Origin of the sequence: Vibrio sp. sp1, from assembly GCF_016920955.1 — a bacterium.
GTDB lineage: Bacteria > Pseudomonadota > Gammaproteobacteria > Enterobacterales > Vibrionaceae > Vibrio > Vibrio alginolyticus.
On record NZ_CP060590.1, the window covers coordinates 852953 to 873955 of the forward strand.

Sequence of the window (21003 nt, forward strand, 5' to 3'; positions counted from 1 at the left end):
GTAGCCCCAACTGTCTTGGGGAATCACAAATTAATATGTCGAAATAGAGCGAGCTTCCGGTGAAGCCACTTGGTAGTCGAAACCACCGAGTAGGGTGGCTAAATTGCTGTTTGCGATGTTGAGATCGGTCAGCAGACGTTGTTGCTCTAATTGCAGAGCCAACTCGTCAGTCGTGGCAGAAATCACATCGTTAAACTGCGCTGTGTTGTTTTGATAACCCCGCTCAACGGCTTGAATGCGCGCTTTCGCTTGAGGCAATAAGGTGGATTGATAACGTTCTAAGCGTTGGGTTAAGTTGCCGCGATCAACCAGCAAAGTGTTCACCTTGGAATTCATCTGCGTTAGTAAGGTGTCTTTTTGCGATTGTGCCGCGCCAACTTGGTATTGAGCGGCAGCAAGATTGCGATCTTGGCGATCACCAGTGAACAGTGGAATGTCCATGGTGAGGTAAGCGCTAACCAAATCGGAGGCGGGCTCACCCATCATGTTGTCGGCTTGGCGGTAGGCGTACATTACTTCGACGCCAAATTGTGGGTTGTAGGCTTGCTCAGCAATTTCCACCTGAGTTTTATTGGCAGAGATGCTGACGTCGGCCATCTTAACCATCGGGTGTTGGCTGAGTTGCTGATAATGCTTGGTGGAATTATGACTCGCAGCAAGTTTGCTGTTCAGTGTGTCCCAATTAAGTTGATTGCTCGCGTGCAGAGCCTGTTCGTTTGCCAGCCAGTCTGATCCCAACCATTCGGAGAGTTGAGAGATAAGACGACGTTGCATTTGTGCATTGGCTTGCAGTTTCTCATCCAACTTACTGACTTGAAGCTGGGCGTTAAGCAGATCTTGCGCTTCACTCTTACCAATCGAATAGTTGGTTTGAATAAAGCTTTCCATCTCCTTCATCAACTTGCGATTCTCAAGCATGATTTGCTCCGCGCGTTGCTGGTAACCAAGCTCTAACCAAAGCTGAGTCATGCTGTTGGCTACCTCAAGCTCACGAGCATGCACTTGAAGCCCAAGGCCGTCGGCTTGTTGATTGGCTTTCTTCTGCTGTAAATCAAGCGTAGAGCCACGCTCAAACTGTTGCATTAAACCAACGGAAATGTTGGTCATTGGGTCTTCATCGAATTTGAAGCTGTCGACAGGCAAGCCACCAAAACCCACTTTCAGTTTTGGGTCCATCAAGGTCGCACTTGCGACGCCCGTTTCACGCATGGCAGCAGATTGCGCTGAGTATTGCTTACGATTGCCATCGTTACTCAAAGCGACGTTGATCAGTTGGGCAAGCTTGGTCGTCGAAGCTCGCTCACTTGATGCGGAATTTTGTGCTGCGTGCGTCTCTTTACCAGCGGCGTTAACCAAGGTTGGCGCAGCGACCAGAGCCACCATAAAAATAGGTGCAGCTAAGCGGTATGGTTTGATATCCATAATCTAAATCCAGTGTTCGCCGGAACGATGGAGGTGCGGATTTTATTGCGGGAACAGTAAAGCCTTGTTACCTCATCGTTCAGGCGCATTAAAACAACCTGCGATACACGCGCAGGGTCGAATGCTAGGACGGATTTAGGCTATTGGAGGTCGGTATAGGTCGCGGCTGACGTGTACGACTGGGGAAGCAACTTCAGGAGTAATAGTTGCGCGATAGACGACGGGCATTGGGCTATTGATAGGATTCGGTAGGGGGACGAAAACTATCGTACACGCGGCAGTACAGCAGGTATGAACCATGCCGGAGCCTCCACCACAGTTCATGCTGGTTTCTCTTGCATCGCCATCTTCGGACATAGAACCGTCAGTCATGGAGACGTCCATCATGCCAGGCATACCGCAGTGTTCGCTGTCACTCATCATAGAAGGATGGTGAGCCATGCCAGTAGACATCATTTGAATATTCATCAACGGCTCACTGTTCGCCACACTAGATACCAATAGTACTAGCGTTGTGAAGAGAGTTAACCAGATTGTATGCAGCGATTTTAAGTGCATACCCTTTCCCATGTGTTTGATGAAAATGATGAAAACCCTTCGATTCTAAAGGTTAACCTAAGGGTAAGGTCAATCATTTATTACTTTTATTATCAAAATAGTCCAACCCTTCAGTTTTCGCACTTTCGAGGGAGTAAAACGTTTGTTAAACACCGAGTGTTGGAAGTTAGCGAAAGAAGCCCTCGCTTTTTATGACACGTGAAAAATGTGGTTTATAAGTTTTACATCACACTAACTTGTCTTACAAATGATTATCCTTATAGAATGCATGGTTTTACTTGTGCAGATTTGGATTTGCTTTGCTGCGGGGGTTGCATGATAGAAATTGTCATCGATGGAAAATATAGAATTGTAGAAGAGGGTCTAACCCTTTTAGAAGCAGCAAAAGTGTGTGGGGTCGAGATCCCATCGCTGTGCGGAATGAACAAAAGCAATGAAAAAGTACCGTGTGACTTGTGTGTGGTTGAAGTCGAAAGTGGCGGTACTAAGCGTGCGTGTGAGCTCGAAGTTTACCGCGGCCTTAATGTGGTCACGCAATCAGAACAATTAAGCGAGCACCGCAGAAAAGCACTCAACCGCATCATGACGGACCATTACGCCGATTGTGAAGCGCCATGTAAAACCGCGTGTCCTGCGGGCGTGGATATCCAATCGTACCTTTATCACATCGCACAGAACGACCATCAAAAAGCGATTGAAGTGATTAAGCGTACGCTTCCTATGCCGTTATCGATTGGCCGCGTATGCCCTGCATTTTGTGAGAGCGAATGTCGCCGCTCGTTAGTCGATGAGCCAATCGCAATTCGTCAGCTAAAACGTCATGCCGCGGATGCGGATTTGTCTGCGCATGAAGCCTACGTACCAGAAAAGAAACCAAGCAAAGGTTTGAACATTGCCGTCGTTGGCAGTGGCCCTGGTGGTCTAACGGCTGGTTACTACCTATCGAACGAAGGCTACGACGTTACGGTCTTTGAATCCATGCCCAAAGCGGGTGGTTGGTTGCGTTATGGGATTCCAGAATACCGTTTACCAAAAGACATTCTCGATAAAGAAATCGAACTGATGTGCCGCAATGGCATGCAAGTTCACACCAATCAAAAGCTAGGTGTGGATTTCACGCTTTCTCAATTGAGCGAAGAATACGACGCGGTGTGTTTGGCGGTCGGCGCGTCTCAAGCGGTCGAAATGCACTACACAGGCAGTGACCTTGAAGGTTGCTACTTAGGCGTTGATTACCTAAAAGATTACGTTACCGAGCAAAACTATGTAACAGGTCAGAAAGTCGCGGTGATCGGTGGTGGTAACACGGCAATTGACTGTGCTCGTACTGCGCGTCGCGCTGGTGCAGACACCACGTTGATTTATCGTCGTACACGTGACGAAATGCCGGCAGAATACTACGAGATTGTCGAAGCGGAACATGAAGGGGTGAAATTCCACTTCTTGACTAACCCTGCAGAAAACCTTGCCGATGAAACCGGACGTGTGAATGCGATTCGTCTAGAGCGCATGGCGTTGGGTGAGCCGGATGCATCTGGTCGTCGAAGCCCTAAACCAACCGGCGAGTTCTTCACCGAAGAGTTCGACACCGTAATTGCGGCAGTATCGCAAAAGCCAGACCTGAGCTTCCTAGAAGGTGAAGACTTATCTATTCCGCTTACGCGCTGGAACACCTCTGATGCAGATGAAAAGACCATGCACACCGGCACGGGTAACATCTTCAGTATTGGTGATTTCCGCCGTGGTCCAGCAACGGCAGTTGAAGCCGTGGGTGATGGCCGCGTTGCGGCAAAAGCCATTGTTCTGTTTTTGAATGGCGATATGGCCGATATGCCAAAGGCGGCGTTCAACTCGCGCAAAGAGAAGAAACTCTCTCAAGTCGATCCGCTTCACTTCGAGAACATCCAGAAAGTCGCTCGATCTATCATGCCAGAATTGACTCCAGCACAACGCGAGCAAAGCTTCGCTGAAGTGGAGTTGGGCTTTGATAACGAAGAAGCGATGCAGGAAGCCGCGCGCTGTCTAGAATGTGGTTGTCAGGCAAATACCGATTGTGCGCTGCGTGATTACTCCACCGAATATGAAGCCGAGCAAAGCTTTGACTTCTCCTTGCAGATTAAATCGCATCAAGATTGGTTAGATCTCCGTGCGAAAGACTTGCGTCATAAGTACGAAGTTGACCGTAGCTCTGAGTTTATTGAGTTTGATGCTAACCGCTGTATTAGCTGTGGTCAGTGCATCCAAGCGTGTCGCGACAAAGCCGTGCACGGTGTACTGAACTTCGTGTGCGATAAACAAGGTCGTCCGGCATTACGTCCTGACGATCGTCCGCACTTTGGAAGTAACAAGAATGGCTTAACCCTAATGGGTGATTCGAACTGCGTGCAATGTGGCGCGTGTGTTCAAGTGTGTCCAACGGGCGCGATGGTCGATAGTCGTGACCGTTCACAAGGTCGTACTGAAGATCTGAAAGCGGTCGACACCATTTGTACATACTGTGGTGTGGGTTGTAAGTTGACTATGTTCGTGGACGAAACAACCAATACGATTCGTTACGTGAAAGGCGGTGACTCGCCGGTGAACCAAGGCATGCTGTGTGTGAAAGGGCGCTTTGGTTTTGATTTCATTGGCAGTGAAGAGCGTCTTACCACGCCATTGATTCGTAAAGATGGTTGGTTGCAGCCTGCAAGTTGGGAAGAGGCGATTCAACTGATTGCGAGCAAGTTCTCTGGCATCAAGCAAGATTTTGGCAGCAACGCATTAGCGGGTTTCTCTTCAGCGAAAACCACCAACGAAGACAACTACGCGTTCCAAAAATTTGTCCGTCGTGAACTAGGCACTAACAACGTCGACCACTGTGCGCGTTTGTGTCACGCATCGAGTGTAACCGGTCTTGAAGCGTCACTGGGTAGTGGTGCAATGACCAACGACATTCCAAGCATTAAGCACTCTGATGTGATCTTTATTATTGGTTCGGATACCACATCAGCGCACCCGATTATCGCTTCACACATCAAACAAGCCATTCGTCATCACGGCGCTCGTTTGATTGTAGCTGACCCGAAACGTGTCGATATGGCAGAGCATGCTGAGTTGTACATGGCGCACCGTCCGGGTACGGATGTGATGCTCCTGAACGGCGTCATGCAACAGATCATCAAGAACGGTTGGTACGATCAAGAGTACATCGAAGAACGTGTCGACGGCTTTGATACCTTACTGCAAGAGGTGATGTCGCCAGCTTACAACCTCGATAAAGTGGAGTTGGTTACAGGCGTAAAAGCCGAAGACATTCAAGCAATGGCGCGCATGATCGGTACGGCAGATCGTACCGCTGTGTACTACTCGATGGGTATTACTCAGCACACGACAGGTCATGACAACGTGCGTTCTATCGCTAACCTGCAGCTGCTGTGTGGCAACATCGGTATTGAAGGTGGTGGCATTAACCCATTGCGTGGTCAATCTAACGTGCAAGGCGCGTGTGATATGGGCGCTTTGCCAAACAGCTTCCCGGGCTACCAAAAGGTATACAACCCAATTGTGCGTCAGAAGTTTGCGATTGAATGGAACGCGCCAAATCTGCCTTCTGAGCAAGGTCTAACCCTGACAGAAATCATTGATGCGGCTTGCCATCGTGACGTCCGTGGTATGTACATCATGGGTGAGAACCCAGTGTTGAGTGACCCGAACCAAGCGCATGTGATTGAAGGTTTAGAAACGCTCGACTTCTTGGTGGTTCAAGACATCTTCCTAACGGAGACTGCACAATACGCGGATGTGGTTCTGCCTTCTTGCTCGTTTGCAGAGAAAGCGGGTCACTTCACCAATACGGAGCGTCGTGTTCAGCGTGTGAATCCGGTTGTCACGGCACCGGGTGAGGCAAAAGAAGATTGGTGGATTATTCAAGAAATCGCCAATGCCATGGGCAGTGATTGGGATTACCACTGCGTGTCTGATATCACCAATGAAATTGCACGAGTGACGCCTCAATACGCGGGACTTCGTTGGGATGCCATTACGCCAAACGGTGTGCAATGGCCGAGCAACAAGAACAACCCGGCAGGTACTCGCATCATGCACCAAACCCAGTTTACTCGTGGTAAAGGGCAAATGGTGGGCGTACCGTTCCGTTATGCGGCTGAGCTGCCAGATGAAGAGTATCCACTGGTGCTTACTACAGGTCGTGTACTTGAGCAGTTCCACACTGGCACCATGACGCGCAAAACCAAAGGGTTGGATAACCTTGCTGGCCCTCGCGCAATGGTTAGCGTGGAAGACGCAGAAGCACTTGGCATCAGTAATGGTCAGCGTCTGACAGTGTCTACACGTCGCGGCAGCATTGAGATTGATGCCTTTGTGACTAAGCGTATTCAAAAAGGTGTGGTGTTCATTCCATTCCACTTTGTTGAATCGCCGGTGAACCGTTTAACGACAACGGCGACTGACCCGCATGCGAAAATCCCTGAGTTCAAGGTCGCAGCGGTTAAAGTGGAAGTGAGCGAGAAAACAACGCAGACAGAGTCTCTCGAAGATAGTTACCAACACGTTTAAATTCGGTGAGTCGCGTTGTTGTGGTCACTGACAATTTGAGCCTAGTTGATGGGCGGATAATCTAATCTTGATTTCCGCTCTCACTACATTCACTCGGATTGTCTTTTTCTTCAAACTCCTTTTACTTTTCTGTTATCACCGCGCTCCGGTTAGTTTTCCCTTCTTACTTCTTACTGTCTCTATGGCGTATTTTTGTTCAAGCCCATGATGAGAGTGCAATAAAGTTTGTTGTTGAGCTTGTCATAGAATTGACTGTCTCTGACTGTCCTCTGTTATTTGGGCAAGTTCTATAACCTAAACTTTGCTCGCTTCCTATACTGAATTAACGAAGCAAGATTTTTATAACAACAAGAGGAAGCTTGTATGACAAGAACAACCTCATTTGCACTCGTTTTATTACTTATGTGCGCATACTTTGGTTACAACCGTTATTATGTATACCCCCAGCAGTTGGAAACACAGGCGAAGTCCATGCTAATACAAATGGCAAATCGCGAAGAGTGGGTCGATGTGTTTGAGATGATGAATCGCGTAGACGCGCACAAGGGCCATTTGGAACTTGTTGCTGACGTGACATCCTCTGATGGTCAGCGTGCGTACAGTGAAGGTATTATCACGTATACGGATCGCGAAGGCGTTGTCTGTAAACAGGTAGTGTTCAACTTTAAAATAAACTCTTTGAAAAACTACAATATTTCCGATTTACGAGATTGTTCCTACGGCGAGTACTATTAATATTGTCTGAGAGTTGAGCTCGATAGCACAGTGTATGAATACACAAACAAAAAATAGCCCTTCGTTGGGGCTATTTTTGTTTTTAAGGAATGAACGCAATATCGTGGGATTAGTCGAGTGATTTTTTGAAGCGAAATGAAGCGACAATAAGGCCGATAACGGTGAATCCAAGTAACCAAACTGTATCTCGCCATAGCTCCATTAGGTCTGCACCACGCAACACCACACCACGAATAATGCGCATAAAGTGAGTGGCAGGCAGGGCTTCTGATATCCATTGTGCCGCGACGGGCATTCCTTCATAAGGGAACATAAATCCGGACAGAAGAATCGACGGCAAAAGAATAAACACCGTCATTTGCATTGCTTGAAGCTGTGTCGTCGCAATGGTGGATATCACCAGACCTAAGGTTAAACTCGCGGCGATAAACAACAGCGTGCCAAACAATATCTGACTAATGGCGCCGTTTATCGGCACACCAAATATCCAGTGCCCCAAGCCTAAAATGATAAACACCTGTATCAGACCAACAAAGATGTAGGGAATGATCTTCGCCACCATGAGTTCGATGGAGTGGATTGGCGTAGTAATCAGTAACTCTAAATTGCCGCGTTCCCGCTCACGAACAATGGCTGCACTAGTGAACAAGATCATCGTCATAGTCAGAATCACGCCCAATAAACCGGGGACAATGTTCACCGCCGAGCGCCGACTCGGGTTGTAATACAGCGCAACTTCAAAGGTTTTGGTTGGGGCAGGGCGTATCTCAAAATCAAAATCCGTTAACGGCATGGTTTGTAGCGAGAGAATCGCAGAGCTGATCATGGTGTCTGAACCATCCACAATCCACTGTCCAAGTTCTCGACCTTGCACCATACGTTGGGTTAAGTCGCTAGGCAGAATCAAAGCCGCTCGTACCAAGCCGTCTTGAATGGCTTGCTCGGCTTCTGATGCGGTAGCGAAGGTTTCGACCACATCGACCACTTGTGTGACTTTGACGGACTCGGTAATCACGCGCCCGGCAGTACTGCCACTTTGATCGACGACGCCAACGGGAATGTTGCGAATATCGGTATTAATGGCAAAGCCGAACAGCAGGAGCTGAATCAACGGGATCATCACGACCATGCCAAAGGTAATGCGGTCACGTGAAAGCTGACGGATCTCTTTGATCATTACCGCTTTCATACGGGCAATAGATTTCATCATTGGCGACCTTCTCCCGTAACACTGACAAACACATCTTCCAAGCTCGGGCGAGCAATGTTCATCTCGCAGCCCTCAAGCTCTGGAAAGGTTTGGGTTAACCATTCGATCGGTTGTTCGATGTGCTGGTGGATCAAAATGCGTAAGCGAATGCCGAGCTGTGCGGCTGAGCGTACCTCTTCACGCTGAATGACTTTCTCTTTGAGCTCGCGTAAGTTATCCGCTTTGACTTCGACGATGTTAACGCCCATTTGCGCCATGAGTTCTTCTGGCTCACCATCGGCGCGGATTTCCCCGGCTTCCATAATAGCCAGACGATGACAGCGCTCTGCTTCGTCCATGTAGTGCGTTGTGACCAAAATCGTGGTGCCTTGGTCAGAGAGATCAAACAATTGCTCCCAGAAATCGCGTCGGTTCTCTGGGTCAACCGCAGATGTGGGTTCATCGAGAAACAACAGTTCTGGTTTGTGCATGGTCGCTGCGGCGAGAGACAAGCGTTGTTTCTGGCCGCCACTCATTCCGCCGACGCGCTGTTTACGCAACTGGTCGAGACCGTAGGTGGATAGTTGTTCTTCGATGCGAGCTTTTAGGGCCTTGGTTTCCATACCAAAGATTTGTCCAATAAACTCAAGATTCTCTTGAACCGTCAGATCATCATAAAGCGAGAACTTTTGCGTCATGTAGCCAATCTTGAGGCGCAGAAGCTCAGATTGTTTTGGGATCTCTAGCCCGAGTACATCGACATTGCCTTCGCTTGGGCTAAGTAAGCCAGTTAACACACGAATAGTTGTCGATTTGCCACAGCCGTTAGGACCAAGAAAACCATAAATACTGCCTTTGGGCACATTAAGCGTGATGTTGTTGATGGCGGTGAAGTCACCAAACTTCTTCACCACATTTTCAGCTTGAATCACGTATTCGGTCATTGGCTTACTCCACCAAATCCACTTGCGCTGGAATACCCGAAGGCAAGGATTGTGCGGAGTCTTGTAGGTCGACTTCTGCTAGGTACATCAAACGCGAGCGTTCTTCCTCGGTGAGCGCGAAATAAGGCGTGAATGAAGGCTCAGTCGCTACCCAACGAACGGTGCCGCTATATGGTTGCTCAACGCCATCTACATGCACGTTAACCGTTTTACCCGGCACAAAGTTGACTCGATAATTGGCAGGAACATAAACACGGGCGTATGGGACGCGGCTCGCTTGAATTACGGCAACAATGCCATTCACAGGAACGCGTTCACCAAGGTTAAACGGTAGGTTATCTAACAAGCCATCTCGCGTGGCCGTGATGGTGAGTTCTGCCAGCTTTTGTTCTTGCAGTGCTACATCGGCTTTTGCAGCCATGAGTGCGGCTTTCGCTTGTTCAATATCTTCAGGACGAGAGCCAGCGGTCAGTTTGCTGAACTCTTCTTGTGAGGAGTCTAGCTCTGCACGGGCAGAATCTCTGGCTGCTAAAGCGGTGTCTTTTTCTGATTGACTGATGAGTTTCTTGCGAACTAACTCCGCTTTACGTTGGTAGTTCTTTTGCGCTTCAACCAATTGAGCTTCCGCTCTGGCAACGCGTGCTTGCGCTGCTGCAATGTCTTCTGGTCGCTCACCATTGGTCAATTTTAAAAGATAAGCGTCAGCCTTGGCTTGTTCAGCTACGGCGTGAGCTAAAACGGCTTCTTGGTTCTTTGTATCGAGCTGAACCAGCACTTCTCCTTCGGTGACTTGGCTGCCTTCCTTAATGGGTAGGGCACGAATTATCTCGCTAGAGGTGGCAGTGAAGGTTACGCGGTCACGTTCTAATGTGCCAAGGGCTTGCTGTCCGTCATCTTTGGAACAGGCAGTTACAAGAGTCAGGGCTAGGGTGCCAAGAATGATTCGCTTCATCATGCGACGCTTCCTCTAAGAAGGTGAGCTCGAACTCGTATCAAGCTATAGAAGAGTATGGGACTGCATTCAGTGTAACGTGAGTCAGTTTTGTCCGGCTAGGAAGTTAATTCCTTCAATATTCATCAATTGATTAATTATTGAAACTGGCTTTATCCTGCTGAAGCCGTGCTTTACTTGGCTCTTTTAAGTTGATTACATGAATATCATTTAAACAAAAATCTTGCCTTTCATGTAGAGCACGCCGTCGCCAGATACTCTTACTTGTTCGCCAGTAACTTCACAATGCAAAATTCCTCCGCGCTGAGAAGCTTGATAAGCAACCAGTGATGTTTTGCCTAATTCTTCTGCCCAGAATGGTGCTAATCCAGCGTGAATCGAGCCGGTTACTGGGTCTTCGTCACCACCATTTGCAGGCCAAAAGTAACGAGATACAAAGTCTTGTTGATCGCCTTTTGCGGTAACGACCACATCGTAAGGAGCGAGTGTCTTGAGGTGCTCTGAACGGTATTGAACCTCAAGTACCTCCTGTTGGCTGTCGACCACCACGAAATACGCTTGAGGGCTAAGCAGTACGCGTTCCACATCGCAACTTAAGCCTTCAATTAATGCTAGGGGAATCTCAGAAACGGCTTTTGGAGGACGAGCAGGAAACGTCATCTCGATCTTACCTTGCGCATTCTTCTCCACGGTGAGGGTTCCTACTTCCAGAGTATGAAATTCAATCGTGCCATTAATGCCAAGCTCATCAAACAGCACTAACGAAGAGGCCAGTGTGGCGTGTCCACAAAAGTCGATTTCAGTTATAGGAGAGAACCAACGAATCTCATATCGGTTTGCGCCAATGGATTTTAGAAAAGCCGTTTCCGACAAGTTGTTTTCTGTCGCGATATTTTGCATCAATTCTGGGGCTAGCTATTCCTCTAACGGTATCACCGCTGCTGAGTTGCCTTTGAATTGCGTATCGGTGAAGGCGTCCACCACGTTGATATCCAATTCCATTTTCCTTCCTTGTTCCGTGAGCGATTAATTAGCATAAACCAAGTGCAATTAAGAGAGTAAGAAATTTGTGTTAGAATCTTAAAGTGTCAAAATTATAGATTATTTTGTGTTTTTTGATACTTACTGACAAGAATTCGGACTGCTGGGTACTTACACTAGTGTTGAATTCATTGAAAGGAAGAAAAACATGAAAGCGATCTACAAATCAGTTTTGGCATTGAGTGTTTTTGCGGTCGGTTCTGCCCATGCATTTGAACTCGTGAGTAGAGATATTCAAGAAGGCCACCCGATGGCGAAGACATTTGAATACTCTGGTTGGGGATGTGATGGCGGGAATCAATCACCACAATTGATGTGGAAAGAAGCTCCAAAGGGCACAAAAAGTTTTGCGATCACCGTGTATGACCCCGACGCGCCAACAGGCAGTGGTTTTTGGCATTGGATAGCGTTTAATATTCCATCCACCGTTAGCGAACTGCCTCGAGGCATTGATATGAACAAGTTAGGCGGCAAAGAATCTCGTATTGACTACGGCACAACGGGGTTCGGCGGCGCGTGTCCTCCAAAGAATGATGGGATGCATCGTTACCAGTTTACGGTGTGGGCATTGCCAACTGAAGAACTGAAATTGGATGAAAACACGCCACCAGCCATTGTAGGGTTTACTTTGAATAGTGTTGCTTTGGGTAAAGCGACATTAACCACGACTTACACGCGATAATTGAATATAAGGGGAGAGAATGGGTCACCAATATCAGGTTAAGCTGTTTCGTGCGGAGCAGCAGCAGAAGCTTCGTAATGTCAGGATTCACTCCCCAAGCCTTATTCAGATTGTTAAGGGGAGTAAACATCTTTTCTGGAAAGATGAAGTACTCGACATCCATCATCCAAATATCATGCTTTGTGAAGCAAATGCATCCCTAAATTTTGAAAATCTTCCTCTACAAGGGCGATTTCTTTCTCGAATGTTCAGTTTTTACTGTGTGCCTAGCGATGAAATGTTGGAGCTAAGCATGAGCAACGCATTAGGAAACTATGTACCCGTTGTTGAGACAGATAAAGCATTGCAAGCGACGTTAAATGCTTTGTTTTCGTTTGAGCGGGAAAGCTTAAGTGAAGCGACACAACGCTATTGGATTATGGGCCTATATCAGCAGCTAGCTGAGAGAGGGTTATTGCATCGGTTATTCTCGAGTTCACATATCTCTTTTAGTCAGAAACTTAGTCGTTACTTATCGCGCTCTCCAGGGGAGGAGCATCCATTAGACATGGTCGCGGGGCACTTTGCTATGAGCCGAGCAACATTGATACGCAAACTGAAACAAGAAGGTACCCAGTATCGTGAAGTATTGGCGGAAGTGCGCTTAAATCACGCACTTTACTTGATGCAAAATGGCTCGTATAACGTTGCTATGCTCGCACAGTTGTGTGGTTATCAGTCAGAGGGGCGTTTTAGCCAACGCTTTAAAAGTAAGTTCGGCCTAACGCCCAGCGAGTATATTAAAACGGTAGTGAGTTAATGTTTTACCGCTTTTGTATTTTTTGTGCTTTTTAGGTTAGCCATAATATTTGGCTTTCATTCGCAATGCTACATTCACCAAAGCAATCAACACAGGCACTTCGATCAGCGGGCCAATGACACCAGCAAAAGCTTGGTCTGAGTTTAGTCCAAACACCGCGATAGAAACCGCAATAGCCAATTCAAAGTTGTTGCCTGTTGCCGTGAAAGCAATCGACGCGTTTTTGTCGTAGTCAATGCCCATTTTCTTACCAACGAAGAAGCTGACAAAGAACATCAACACAAAGTAAATAGCCAGTGGAATTGCTACACGGAATACATCCATTGGCAGTTCAAGAATCATCTCACCTTTTAAGCTGAACATCAGTACGATGGTCGCAAGTAGGGCGATAAGGGTAATTGGTGAAATGCGTGGGATGAACACGTCGTTGTACCATTGCTCACCTTTCGCAGCGACCAGCCATTTACGGCTTAGAAAGCCCGCTAGGAATGGGATACCAAGGTAAATCAGAACGCTTTCCGCGATGTCCATCATCGAGATATCAACCACGAAACCTTCGTAACCAAAGACTGGTGGCAACACAGTGATGAATAACCATGCCATCACACTGTAAGTCACGATTTGGAAAGCGCTGTTTAGTGCAACTAGGGCTGCACCGTATTCTTTGTTACCGCCACCGATATCGTTCCATACCAATACCATGGCAATACAACGAGCAAGACCAATCAGAATGATACCAACCATGTAACCCGGATGATCACCTAGGAAAGTCAATGCAAGGATGAACATCAAAATAGGGCCGACAATCCAGTTCATGACCAAAGACAGCGTGATCGCTTTTTTATCTTTCGTCACTGTGCCTAGCAAGTTGTAGTTCACCTTTGCGAGTGGCGGGTACATCATCAAAATCAAACCAATCGCTAGCGGTACGTTTGTGCTACCAACTGACATTGACTCGTTCCACTCAGCAACTTGAGGGAATACTGCGCCAATACCTACACCGATTGCCATTGCCACAAAAATCCACACCGTTAGGTAACGGTCCAAGAAGCTCATTTTGTCGCTGGCACTATTTAAAACTTGAGTAGTCATAGTGTTCTCTTATTCGTTTATCGTCGAAAGGCGATAGTTAAAGGTATAGTTTATCTCTGCACGCCTGAACAGCGTGCAAAGGGCATTAATCAAATAACTTGGAAAATCCTAGATTGAACTGATCAAACGCGTCGCGTTGAATGCGGTAACACACCTTAGGTGGGTTTGGCTCGGCGCTGATAAAGCCTGCTTGCTTTAGAATACGCAAGTGCTCGGAAACAGTAGATTGCGCAAGACCCAGTTCAGAAACCAAATCACTGTTCAAACAACCGCCCATGGTATCGAGCGTGTGCAGGATATGCAGAATGCGCAAACGTGCTGGATGCGACAAAGCTTTTGCTTGCGCTGCTAGAGTTTGTTCTTTCTCGAGCTGTTGTTGCGTTGTCTGAAAAACGACTTCGCACGTGTCCTTGCACTTATCACTCATTCGCTGGCCTTAATAGTTAATCGTCGAATTGCGATAAAGTGTACGCCTGCTCTGTGGAAGATGCAACAAAACGATGAAAAAATTAATCGTGAAATAACGATGGATAAAAAGTTGAAAAAATATATCTTTTAAAAACAGTGATATAATTAAAAACTAAGTAGGTTACTAAAAGTTAACTAATTGCACTATATTTCTAGGTTACCATAATAAACCACATCCGACGCACAATGGTTACTGCGTCATCTTGTGAACTTATTTAAAGGTAATCCCATGAGCAACGTACTGATCATCAATGCACACGAACCATCACCATATTCAGAAGGTCGTCTAAATGCTTCTCTTGTCGACAAAGCACAGACGCTTCTGCAAGCAAAAGGCCATGAGGTTCGCGTTGTGACAATGCAAGATGAGATCAACGTAGATGAGCAACTCGCACACTTTGAGTGGGCTGATCGCGTGATCATCCAAAGCCCAATCAACTGGATGTCTGTGCCTTGGTCATTCAAAAAATACATGGACGACGTGTTTACTGCGGGTATGGGCGGCGCACTATGTGCATTCGATGGCCGTAGCGCAGAAGAACCAAAGAAAAACTATGGTACAGGCGGCACTCAAACCAACAGCAAATACATGCTGTCACTGACATTCAACGCGCCAGAAGAATCGTTTGATGATGAGAGCGAATACCTATTCCAAGGTAAAGGCGTGGACGATTTGATGCTCCACATGCACGCTAACTTCCGCTTCTTTGGTATGTCAGCACTGCCTACATTTGCTTGTTACGACGTGATGAAGAACGCAGATATCGAAAACGATTTTGTTCGTTTCGAAGCTCACATTAACGAAAACTTCTAATCCTTTTAGAAAGATAGTGCGAACTGAATGATGAATTGAGATGGACTGCTGCATGCGGTCCATTTTTATTTGTTTGCGGCGAGGTGACGTTTTTATTACTCTAAAGCACTAAATGTATCTAGCTTACTTTTCGTTACCTAGATTAGGTGCGTATCTTGAGGTGTATTGTGGAAAGCAGAATCAGTGTAGATAGCAAAGGTCGTAAGTCAGTGGCGAACGTATGTGCGGAGCCATGTGCTATCGAGAAAGGGATGCGTCTAATTGGTGGTAAATGGAAAGGTTCTCTGATTTATCATTTGAAAGACGGCCCAGTTCGTTTCAATGACTTAGCACGCATGCTAGGCGGTGCAAGTAAAAAGATGATCGACCAACGCCTTAAAGAGCTAGAAGCGGAAGGTATGGTGGTGCGCAAAGTGATCAGCGACCGCCCAATTGCCGTAAGCTATGAACTAACAGAGTTCGGCCGTACCGCACTTAAGATTCTTGATGATTTGCGAATTTGGTCTGAAAAGCATCAAATTGAGCTTCGTTAAGACCAAAGTAGTTAATCGCAAACGTTACTCTCTTTTGAAAGCTGATTAACAATACATCGCCGTTTATACCCAAGTAACTTAGATGTGCTTCATTTAAATCGTAATTTGTTTCGTAAAACAACGTACTCTTTCGAGTCAGGCATATCGAGGCTACTTGAGCATAATCGTACTTTTTAAGTTTTTGATTTTTAGTTATTATTTTATCATACTTAATAAGTTGTAGAATAAATCACTCACTTCAGTTGAATTTAAAAAAGCACTATTTAATTCCAGTTTCTTTTCAAAATCGGAATATTTATCGAATTCCTCTTTCTCAACTAAACCTATTGGTGATTTGTCGTTAACGTGGTTTTCATATTTTTTGATGGTATATAATTTAGACTTTTCGTCAAAATATTGAATTATCTTAATGTTAACGTCAGGTCTCTCCGTATTATACGTGATCGTAATTTTTTCATAATCTTTATTAATCGGAGTCGTAAGCCCTGTAGGGTAGATGATTTTAAACCCATTAATGTCATTCTTCTTCGTGCTTTTATAATGTTTTGAGTATGAAAAGTTTTCAATTGCACTTTTAGTGACGATAATTGACTCACCTTTCTTTAAACCGTATTCGGTACATTCATAATCGTCGACAACCGTAGAATTTCTTTTCTTTTCAATCAGGTAGGACATGCTTGCAGATGTCCCTCCGTGTTCCAGTTTTTGTTGGTTTACAGAACAATAGAAATGACCTTTGTCCACCGTCATTGCGTTGACTTGTTCCGGATTTGAAATGGTGGGATGTATATCTTTTGCTGGATCGTTGTCGCTTCCTCCTGAACCGCATCCAACTAATCCGATACAAACGGCCATATAAAGCAAAGAGATTTTATTCATACTGTATTTCTCAATTAAGATGTGTGATTGCAAATAACGATTAATTACATTTTTATAAAGTGAAATGTTTTTTATTTTAATTGAACGGTGTTTTATTGGTAGTTTAATCGTTTGCTTTTATTTTGTCTCTTACGGTATCTATGTTTTCATTTATGGTATGAATTATTAGATTTGCACAATTGTGAGTTGCAATAGGATAATAATCGCTAGCCAACTACTTGTGTAGGTACCGTTATGATTTATATATCCGTTAAGTCTAAGTTTTTAGTCTTAATTTCATGTATTTATCGTGAAAGTGACTTAGAAGTAAATAACTAACGTTGTTTGAGGGGAGCCTGGGCTTCACTGATCTTGTTTTTCATCAAGGCGTTGTATAATGAACAAGGACTCTATTTCCAACTTGTTGATACATATCAGATCTCACGGATCTGATATGCATTCCAAGTTATTCTCACTAAGGCAAGAATCCTAGCTTATTTAAGGATAGAAAGTTTACTTGGGTGTAGAAGATATTAGTAATCCAATGTGCCACGGATAGGGTAGTTATTGTTTGGATCGCGAATCCATGCCAATCCGCGTGATAGCGCGCCAAGCTCAGGGCGAACAAACGGGTTGTTTGAAATATCCACCACGTGTAAGTCGCCGTGTTCATTCACCACAAACAGACCTGGTTCTGCGAAATTATGATCGGTTTCCTGTTCAGATCGAGGAATAGATACATACAAGCCTAGCGTTTTCATTTGTTCTTCGGTCAGGCCGTAAGCGATAGGGAAGCTGATTTCGAGTTTCTCTAGATGCCCCTCTAGCTGTGCTTTTGAGTCGCCAGAAACGGCAAGAATATCGACGCCAGCATCAGCGAAAGCCTGTTTGTAACTCTCAAGCTCGTTGAGGTACTTAGTACAAAGAGGGCAGTGTTTACCACGATAAACGAATACTGCTCGCCAAGTCGCATCACCTTGCGGCTGACCCAACGTTACGCTTGAACCATCTAGCAAAGTGGCTTGAAGATGAGGGAAGCTGTCGCCCGCTTTAAGTTTCACTGAAGTTGCCATATTGACTCCCGAATTGGTGGTGTATATCCATGAATGCCCCTTTCTCAACAAAGCGATTGGGGGATGAGACTTCAATGTAGACTCTGTTTTGCGGTGTTTCAACTAGTTAACTTTTAGTAACCTGCAATAAGGTAGTAGAGTGCAAAAGATGAAAAAGCAGAACTTAAGATACAACGAAGTGGGGGTGTAGTATCAGGAGCTAAGTTCTGCTTGAGGTTAGGCTATGACCACTGGAACATATCGTTAAGATAAACCAGAGTCATCACTTCTATTTTATTACTCGATTGAGCTAGGCGTTGCTGAAAAAAGTACGCCATCATTGGCTTCTTCATTTTTTCCTCCTTTAGCTGACGAGTAAATTATGTGTATAAAAGGGGATATAAAAAAGAGAGTGCTTTTGTTGGCTTTTTTCCTAATAACGTAAATATATGGGGCTTTAAAGCCGAATTTGGAGGTTAATTGTGGAAAAGGGGAACAGATAATTAGGAAGTTTTCTTATTTTATTACCGCCAACTTAAGTAAACTATTCCTATCCACAAACTTCACAGATCTAAGGTTGATTCAGTGTCTGATCTCAATTTGTTTCGCTATTACCAACGATTACTCTCGTTTAGCGTTGGTGATGAAACAAAAACCACGTTACAGGACATTGCCGACATCATGTTCACTTCTTCTCGGCATGCTCGTAGCCTGCTAACGCAGATGCAGCAGAAGGCGTGGTTGAGCTGGCACCCGAAAGCTGGGCGGAACCAACGATCGACTCTTATTCTGAATATGGAGTTAGACGTTTTAAAAGAGAGCTTGGCTCTTGAACGTATCAAGTTAGGCAAGTATGAAAAAGCACTGGCGATATTAGATGAAGACGAAATGGCATTTGGCCGTTTGTTAAAAACAACGTCTGGTGCTTCTGTGCAAGAAGGACAGCTCAATATTCAATTAACCTATAAGCGAATGTTTGAGCGCGTCGTTCCACATCAACTTCAGCGTAGCAGCGAACGTTTCTTATTAAGGCAAATCTATTGTTGCTTAGTTTCGAGTGATCACAATGGGAAAGTGCAACCAGAACTCGCACATCACTGGCGTTATGACGAAGACACCTACGAATGGACTTTCTACCTTCGTCCAGGTCTGACTTTTCATAATGGTAATTCCATTGATGCAGAAACAGTGGTTAGCTTGTTTGCAAAGTTGAGTTCACTACAGTACTACGAAAAAGAGTTGGCACATGTTGCTAACATTACTGCGCCAACGCCATTGAAAGTTGTTTTTAAGCTTAATCGAGCTGACTTGGGCTTTGCTGGACTTATTTCTGGAGTGAAATACGGCATTCAACCAGTAAGCCAAGTTAACGTAGCGAATAACAAGCTGGTGGTCGGAAGTGGCCCATTCTCTGTTGTCGAGCACAATGAAAGTCGTTTAAAACTGCAAGCATTTAATGGTTATTATGCATGTAGAGTTCTAACGGATTTGGTGACTATCTGGATTGTTAATGACGAGCAAATGGAGAACCCGTCATTGGCAGCAAATACGTTGCAAAGGGATACTTCGCCCGAGGAGGATTTGTGTGGACACTATATGTCGACGCAAAACCGAGAAAACTCATCGGCGAGCAAGCGTAGTCGAATAGAAGATGGTTGCTTATTCGCCTTATTTAATCAGCACGCTAAGCACAAACTCTCTTTAGCGCAGCGCCGTTATATTAGTGAGCTAATTCAACCTGAGCACTTGGCCGAAGTGATGCGCCGCGAGAATATTGTATTTGGGAGTATACCCGCTTATAACCTGCTACCAGGTTGGAAGCCAGTGCTCCGTCCGTTCAGTGAGCCGCTTAAGTTACCTAAACACATTACGATAGCCGGATATAACTATACCGCGTTGCGTCGCTGTGCGCGGGCTATTTCTAATCGTTTGGTGAGTGTTGGCAGTAAAGTAGAAATTGTTATGTATTCCTATCGTGAGCTGAACGAGAAAGCTAAGAATGGTGAGCTAAATGAGACGATGGTCGTGACGAACATAAACCTAGATGATAATCGTCATGCCTCAGCGTTCACGAACTTCTTCAGCAACGCTGTGCTATTCCACACTTTGGGAGAGAAGAACGCACAATGGTTAGATGAACAACTACAGAGAGTCAGATCTTTCGTTCCACTTGAGGACTACCTTAATGCATTGGAGCCAATTGCATCGACGTTGATCAGCGAATACTGGATTGCACCCATGTTCCACCATACACAAACTTTGCGTTTCCAAGGTGTTTTAGAAGACGTCGCTCTTACTAACTGGGGTTGGCCAGATATTCGCTCGGTGTGGTCTGCGGATTAACTGCCTTAGTTACATAGCAAAGTGCTGCTTCACGAATTCAATGAAGGCTCTGGTTTTCGCTGATTGATAGATAAGTTGTGGGTACACCAAGTAAACCGCGTTGTGCTGGTGGTCAGTTTCTTCCGATAGAACCTGCACTAGACGGCCGTGCTCAACGTCTTGTTCGACAAAGTAACTTGCTAACCGAGCAATGCCATTGCCAGACAGGGCTGATTCTTTGAGTAAGCGGTTTTCATTGCTTGAAAGCCAACCTTGGGTTTGAACTGTTCCCGTTTTTAACGGCCACTCTTTTTGATGCAATGTGGTTAAGCATTGATGCTCTTGTAAATCATCTAATGTCTCCGGCGTACCTTCTTCTTGCAGATACTGAGGAGAGGCAACCAGCCAGTGGTGGTAGTCCAAAAGGTGATGAGCAATCATATTCTCTGGCGGCGTTCTTGTCGCTCGAAACGCAAAATCAACGCTGGTTTCTGTCAGATTAAACGCTTGATAGCTAGAAAGAATCTCGAACTCTACGTTTGGATGTAAAGCGCGAAACGCCACACACAAATCATGCAGCACCGCTTCAGCAAACATCTTGGGAGCGGTAAGACGAATCAGACCGTCTATTTGTTCAGATCGCTGACTTAAACTCTTTTCCATTTCCATTACGCGGCGTTTGAGATCTTCCGCTTGTGCAAAGATCGATTCACCTTCTGCCGTCAATCTCACGCTGCGTGTGGTTCGAACAATCAAAGGCGTTGCGAGTTCCGATTCCAATCGCTTGATTTGTTCCGACAGGTAACTTTTAGAGATACCAAGTTGCTCTGCTGCTCTAGAAAAGTTGAGCGTTTGAGCCACTTCAGCAAACAGCATCAGTTTTTCGATTCTCTTATAATCTGCCATCTTTATTGCTCGCTTTAATTGTTCGGTAACGAGGATAATGAATTCGATTTTACGGTATTAAACTAATTTTTACGAACGGTAA

The 21003-nt window shown here is 45.6% G+C and carries 17 protein-coding genes and 1 pseudogene; 7 read left to right on the top strand and 11 right to left on the bottom strand.

Annotated features, from left to right (window positions below; genetic code table 11):
* Positions 1-30 precede the first annotated feature (30 nt).
* Entirely contained in the window at positions 31-1422 is a 1392-nt protein-coding gene (locus H9L11_RS19300) for a TolC family protein (RefSeq protein ID WP_064376776.1), read from the bottom strand.
* 135 nt (positions 1423-1557) lie between these two features.
* Positions 1558-1980, bottom strand: coding sequence for a hypothetical protein (locus tag H9L11_RS19305; protein WP_038882094.1), 423 nt, complete (start codon positions 1978-1980; stop codon positions 1558-1560).
* 315 nt (positions 1981-2295) lie between these two features.
* Here H9L11_RS19305 and fdhF point away from each other — a divergent pair, with 315 nt between their 5' ends.
* Positions 2296-6534 (top strand): formate dehydrogenase subunit alpha, encoded by a 4239-nt coding sequence (fdhF, locus tag H9L11_RS19310; protein ID WP_205391409.1) that lies wholly within the window; start codon positions 2296-2298, stop codon positions 6532-6534.
* Between the two features lie 363 nt (positions 6535-6897).
* Positions 6898-7269: a hypothetical protein gene (locus H9L11_RS19315; protein ID WP_005375433.1), complete on the top strand. Its 372-nt coding sequence runs from the start codon at positions 6898-6900 to the stop codon at positions 7267-7269.
* Positions 7270-7378: 109 nt separating this feature from the next.
* On the opposite strand, the gene H9L11_RS19320 is transcribed toward H9L11_RS19315, so the two are convergent.
* The 4 genes and pseudogenes from H9L11_RS19320 to H9L11_RS19335 form a co-directional block, all read right to left on the bottom strand.
* Entirely contained in the window at positions 7379-8476 is a 1098-nt protein-coding gene (locus tag H9L11_RS19320; RefSeq protein WP_017635233.1) for an ABC transporter permease, read from the bottom strand.
* Positions 8476-9402 (bottom strand): ABC transporter ATP-binding protein, encoded by a 927-nt coding sequence (locus H9L11_RS19325; RefSeq protein WP_203345636.1) that lies wholly within the window; start codon positions 9400-9402, stop codon positions 8476-8478. Before H9L11_RS19325 ends, H9L11_RS19320 begins: the two co-directional genes overlap by 1 nt.
* A gap of 4 nt (positions 9403-9406) precedes the next feature.
* Positions 9407-10354 carry an HlyD family efflux transporter periplasmic adaptor subunit gene (locus H9L11_RS19330; RefSeq protein ID WP_065275631.1) on the bottom strand — a complete coding sequence of 316 codons (948 nt, stop codon included), beginning with the start codon at positions 10352-10354 and terminating at the stop codon, positions 9407-9409.
* Positions 10355-10564: 210 nt separating this feature from the next.
* Positions 10565-11356, bottom strand: a pseudogene (locus H9L11_RS19335) (PhzF family phenazine biosynthesis protein).
* A 187-nt stretch (positions 11357-11543) separates the two neighbouring features.
* On the opposite strand from H9L11_RS19335, the gene H9L11_RS19340 reads away from it, so the two are divergent.
* Together H9L11_RS19340 and H9L11_RS19345 are read left to right on the top strand one after the other, a co-directional pair.
* Positions 11544-12077 carry a YbhB/YbcL family Raf kinase inhibitor-like protein gene (locus H9L11_RS19340; RefSeq protein WP_053303787.1) on the top strand — a complete coding sequence of 178 codons (534 nt, stop codon included), beginning with the start codon at positions 11544-11546 and terminating at the stop codon, positions 12075-12077.
* A 19-nt stretch (positions 12078-12096) separates the two neighbouring features.
* Positions 12097-12876, top strand: a complete 780-nt coding sequence (locus H9L11_RS19345) for an AraC family transcriptional regulator (RefSeq protein WP_205391410.1) — start codon at positions 12097-12099, stop codon at positions 12874-12876.
* Between the two features lie 36 nt (positions 12877-12912).
* On the opposite strand, the gene arsB is transcribed toward H9L11_RS19345, so the two are convergent.
* The gene (arsB, locus tag H9L11_RS19350) at positions 12913-13968 is read right to left on the bottom strand and encodes an ACR3 family arsenite efflux transporter (protein ID WP_053303785.1); all 1056 of its coding nucleotides are present in this window, start codon (positions 13966-13968) and stop codon (positions 12913-12915) included.
* Between the two features lie 85 nt (positions 13969-14053).
* Positions 14054-14395 (bottom strand): winged helix-turn-helix domain-containing protein, encoded by a 342-nt coding sequence (locus H9L11_RS19355; RefSeq protein ID WP_005375451.1) that lies wholly within the window; start codon positions 14393-14395, stop codon positions 14054-14056.
* Between the two features lie 270 nt (positions 14396-14665).
* Between H9L11_RS19355 and H9L11_RS19360 the strand changes: the two genes are divergently transcribed.
* Positions 14666-15250: an NAD(P)H-dependent oxidoreductase gene (locus H9L11_RS19360; RefSeq protein WP_158173166.1), complete on the top strand. Its 585-nt coding sequence runs from the start codon at positions 14666-14668 to the stop codon at positions 15248-15250.
* A 167-nt stretch (positions 15251-15417) separates the two neighbouring features.
* Entirely contained in the window at positions 15418-15783 is a 366-nt protein-coding gene (locus H9L11_RS19365; protein WP_005375456.1) for a helix-turn-helix domain-containing protein, read from the top strand.
* Between the two features lie 195 nt (positions 15784-15978).
* Here the strand turns inward: H9L11_RS19365 and H9L11_RS19370 are convergent, their stop codons facing one another.
* The gene (locus H9L11_RS19370) at positions 15979-16662 is read right to left on the bottom strand and encodes a hypothetical protein (protein ID WP_025768479.1); all 684 of its coding nucleotides are present in this window, start codon (positions 16660-16662) and stop codon (positions 15979-15981) included.
* A gap of 512 nt (positions 16663-17174) precedes the next feature.
* The gene (locus H9L11_RS19375) at positions 17175-17714 is read right to left on the bottom strand and encodes a redoxin domain-containing protein (protein WP_205391411.1); all 540 of its coding nucleotides are present in this window, start codon (positions 17712-17714) and stop codon (positions 17175-17177) included.
* Between the two features lie 564 nt (positions 17715-18278).
* Here H9L11_RS19375 and H9L11_RS19380 point away from each other — a divergent pair.
* Entirely contained in the window at positions 18279-20036 is a 1758-nt protein-coding gene (locus H9L11_RS19380; RefSeq protein WP_205391412.1) for an SgrR family transcriptional regulator, read from the top strand.
* 9 nt (positions 20037-20045) lie between these two features.
* Here the strand turns inward: H9L11_RS19380 and H9L11_RS19385 are convergent, their stop codons facing one another.
* Positions 20046-20921 carry a LysR family transcriptional regulator gene (locus H9L11_RS19385; protein ID WP_205391413.1) on the bottom strand — a complete coding sequence of 292 codons (876 nt, stop codon included), beginning with the start codon at positions 20919-20921 and terminating at the stop codon, positions 20046-20048.
* Positions 20922-21003: the final 82 nt, after the last annotated feature.

Bases quoted from the DNA above. Each gene is read 5' to 3' on its own strand.
- H9L11_RS19320 (WP_017635233.1), bottom strand. From the start codon at position 8,476: ATGAAATCTATTGCCCGTATGAAAGCGGTAATGATCAAAGAGATCCGT.
- H9L11_RS19325 (WP_203345636.1), bottom strand. From the start codon at position 9,402: ATGACCGAATACGTGATTCAAGCTGAAAATGTGGTGAAGAAGTTTGGT.
- H9L11_RS19355 (WP_005375451.1), bottom strand. From the start codon at position 14,395: ATGAGTGATAAGTGCAAGGACACGTGCGAAGTCGTTTTTCAGACAACG.
- arsB (WP_053303785.1), bottom strand. From the start codon at position 13,968: ATGACTACTCAAGTTTTAAATAGTGCCAGCGACAAAATGAGCTTCTTG.
- H9L11_RS19305 (WP_038882094.1), bottom strand. From the start codon at position 1,980: ATGCACTTAAAATCGCTGCATACAATCTGGTTAACTCTCTTCACAACG.
- H9L11_RS19370 (WP_025768479.1), bottom strand. From the start codon at position 16,662: ATGAATAAAATCTCTTTGCTTTATATGGCCGTTTGTATCGGATTAGTT.
- H9L11_RS19300 (WP_064376776.1), bottom strand. From the start codon at position 1,422: ATGGATATCAAACCATACCGCTTAGCTGCACCTATTTTTATGGTGGCT.
- H9L11_RS19340 (WP_053303787.1), top strand. From the start codon at position 11,544: ATGAAAGCGATCTACAAATCAGTTTTGGCATTGAGTGTTTTTGCGGTC.
- H9L11_RS19375 (WP_205391411.1), bottom strand. From the start codon at position 17,714: ATGGCAACTTCAGTGAAACTTAAAGCGGGCGACAGCTTCCCTCATCTT.
- H9L11_RS19385 (WP_205391413.1), bottom strand. From the start codon at position 20,921: ATGGCAGATTATAAGAGAATCGAAAAACTGATGCTGTTTGCTGAAGTG.
- H9L11_RS19345 (WP_205391410.1), top strand. From the start codon at position 12,097: ATGGGTCACCAATATCAGGTTAAGCTGTTTCGTGCGGAGCAGCAGCAG.
- H9L11_RS19360 (WP_158173166.1), top strand. From the start codon at position 14,666: ATGAGCAACGTACTGATCATCAATGCACACGAACCATCACCATATTCA.
- H9L11_RS19330 (WP_065275631.1), bottom strand. From the start codon at position 10,354: ATGAAGCGAATCATTCTTGGCACCCTAGCCCTGACTCTTGTAACTGCC.
- H9L11_RS19315 (WP_005375433.1), top strand. From the start codon at position 6,898: ATGACAAGAACAACCTCATTTGCACTCGTTTTATTACTTATGTGCGCA.
- fdhF (WP_205391409.1), top strand. From the start codon at position 2,296: ATGATAGAAATTGTCATCGATGGAAAATATAGAATTGTAGAAGAGGGT.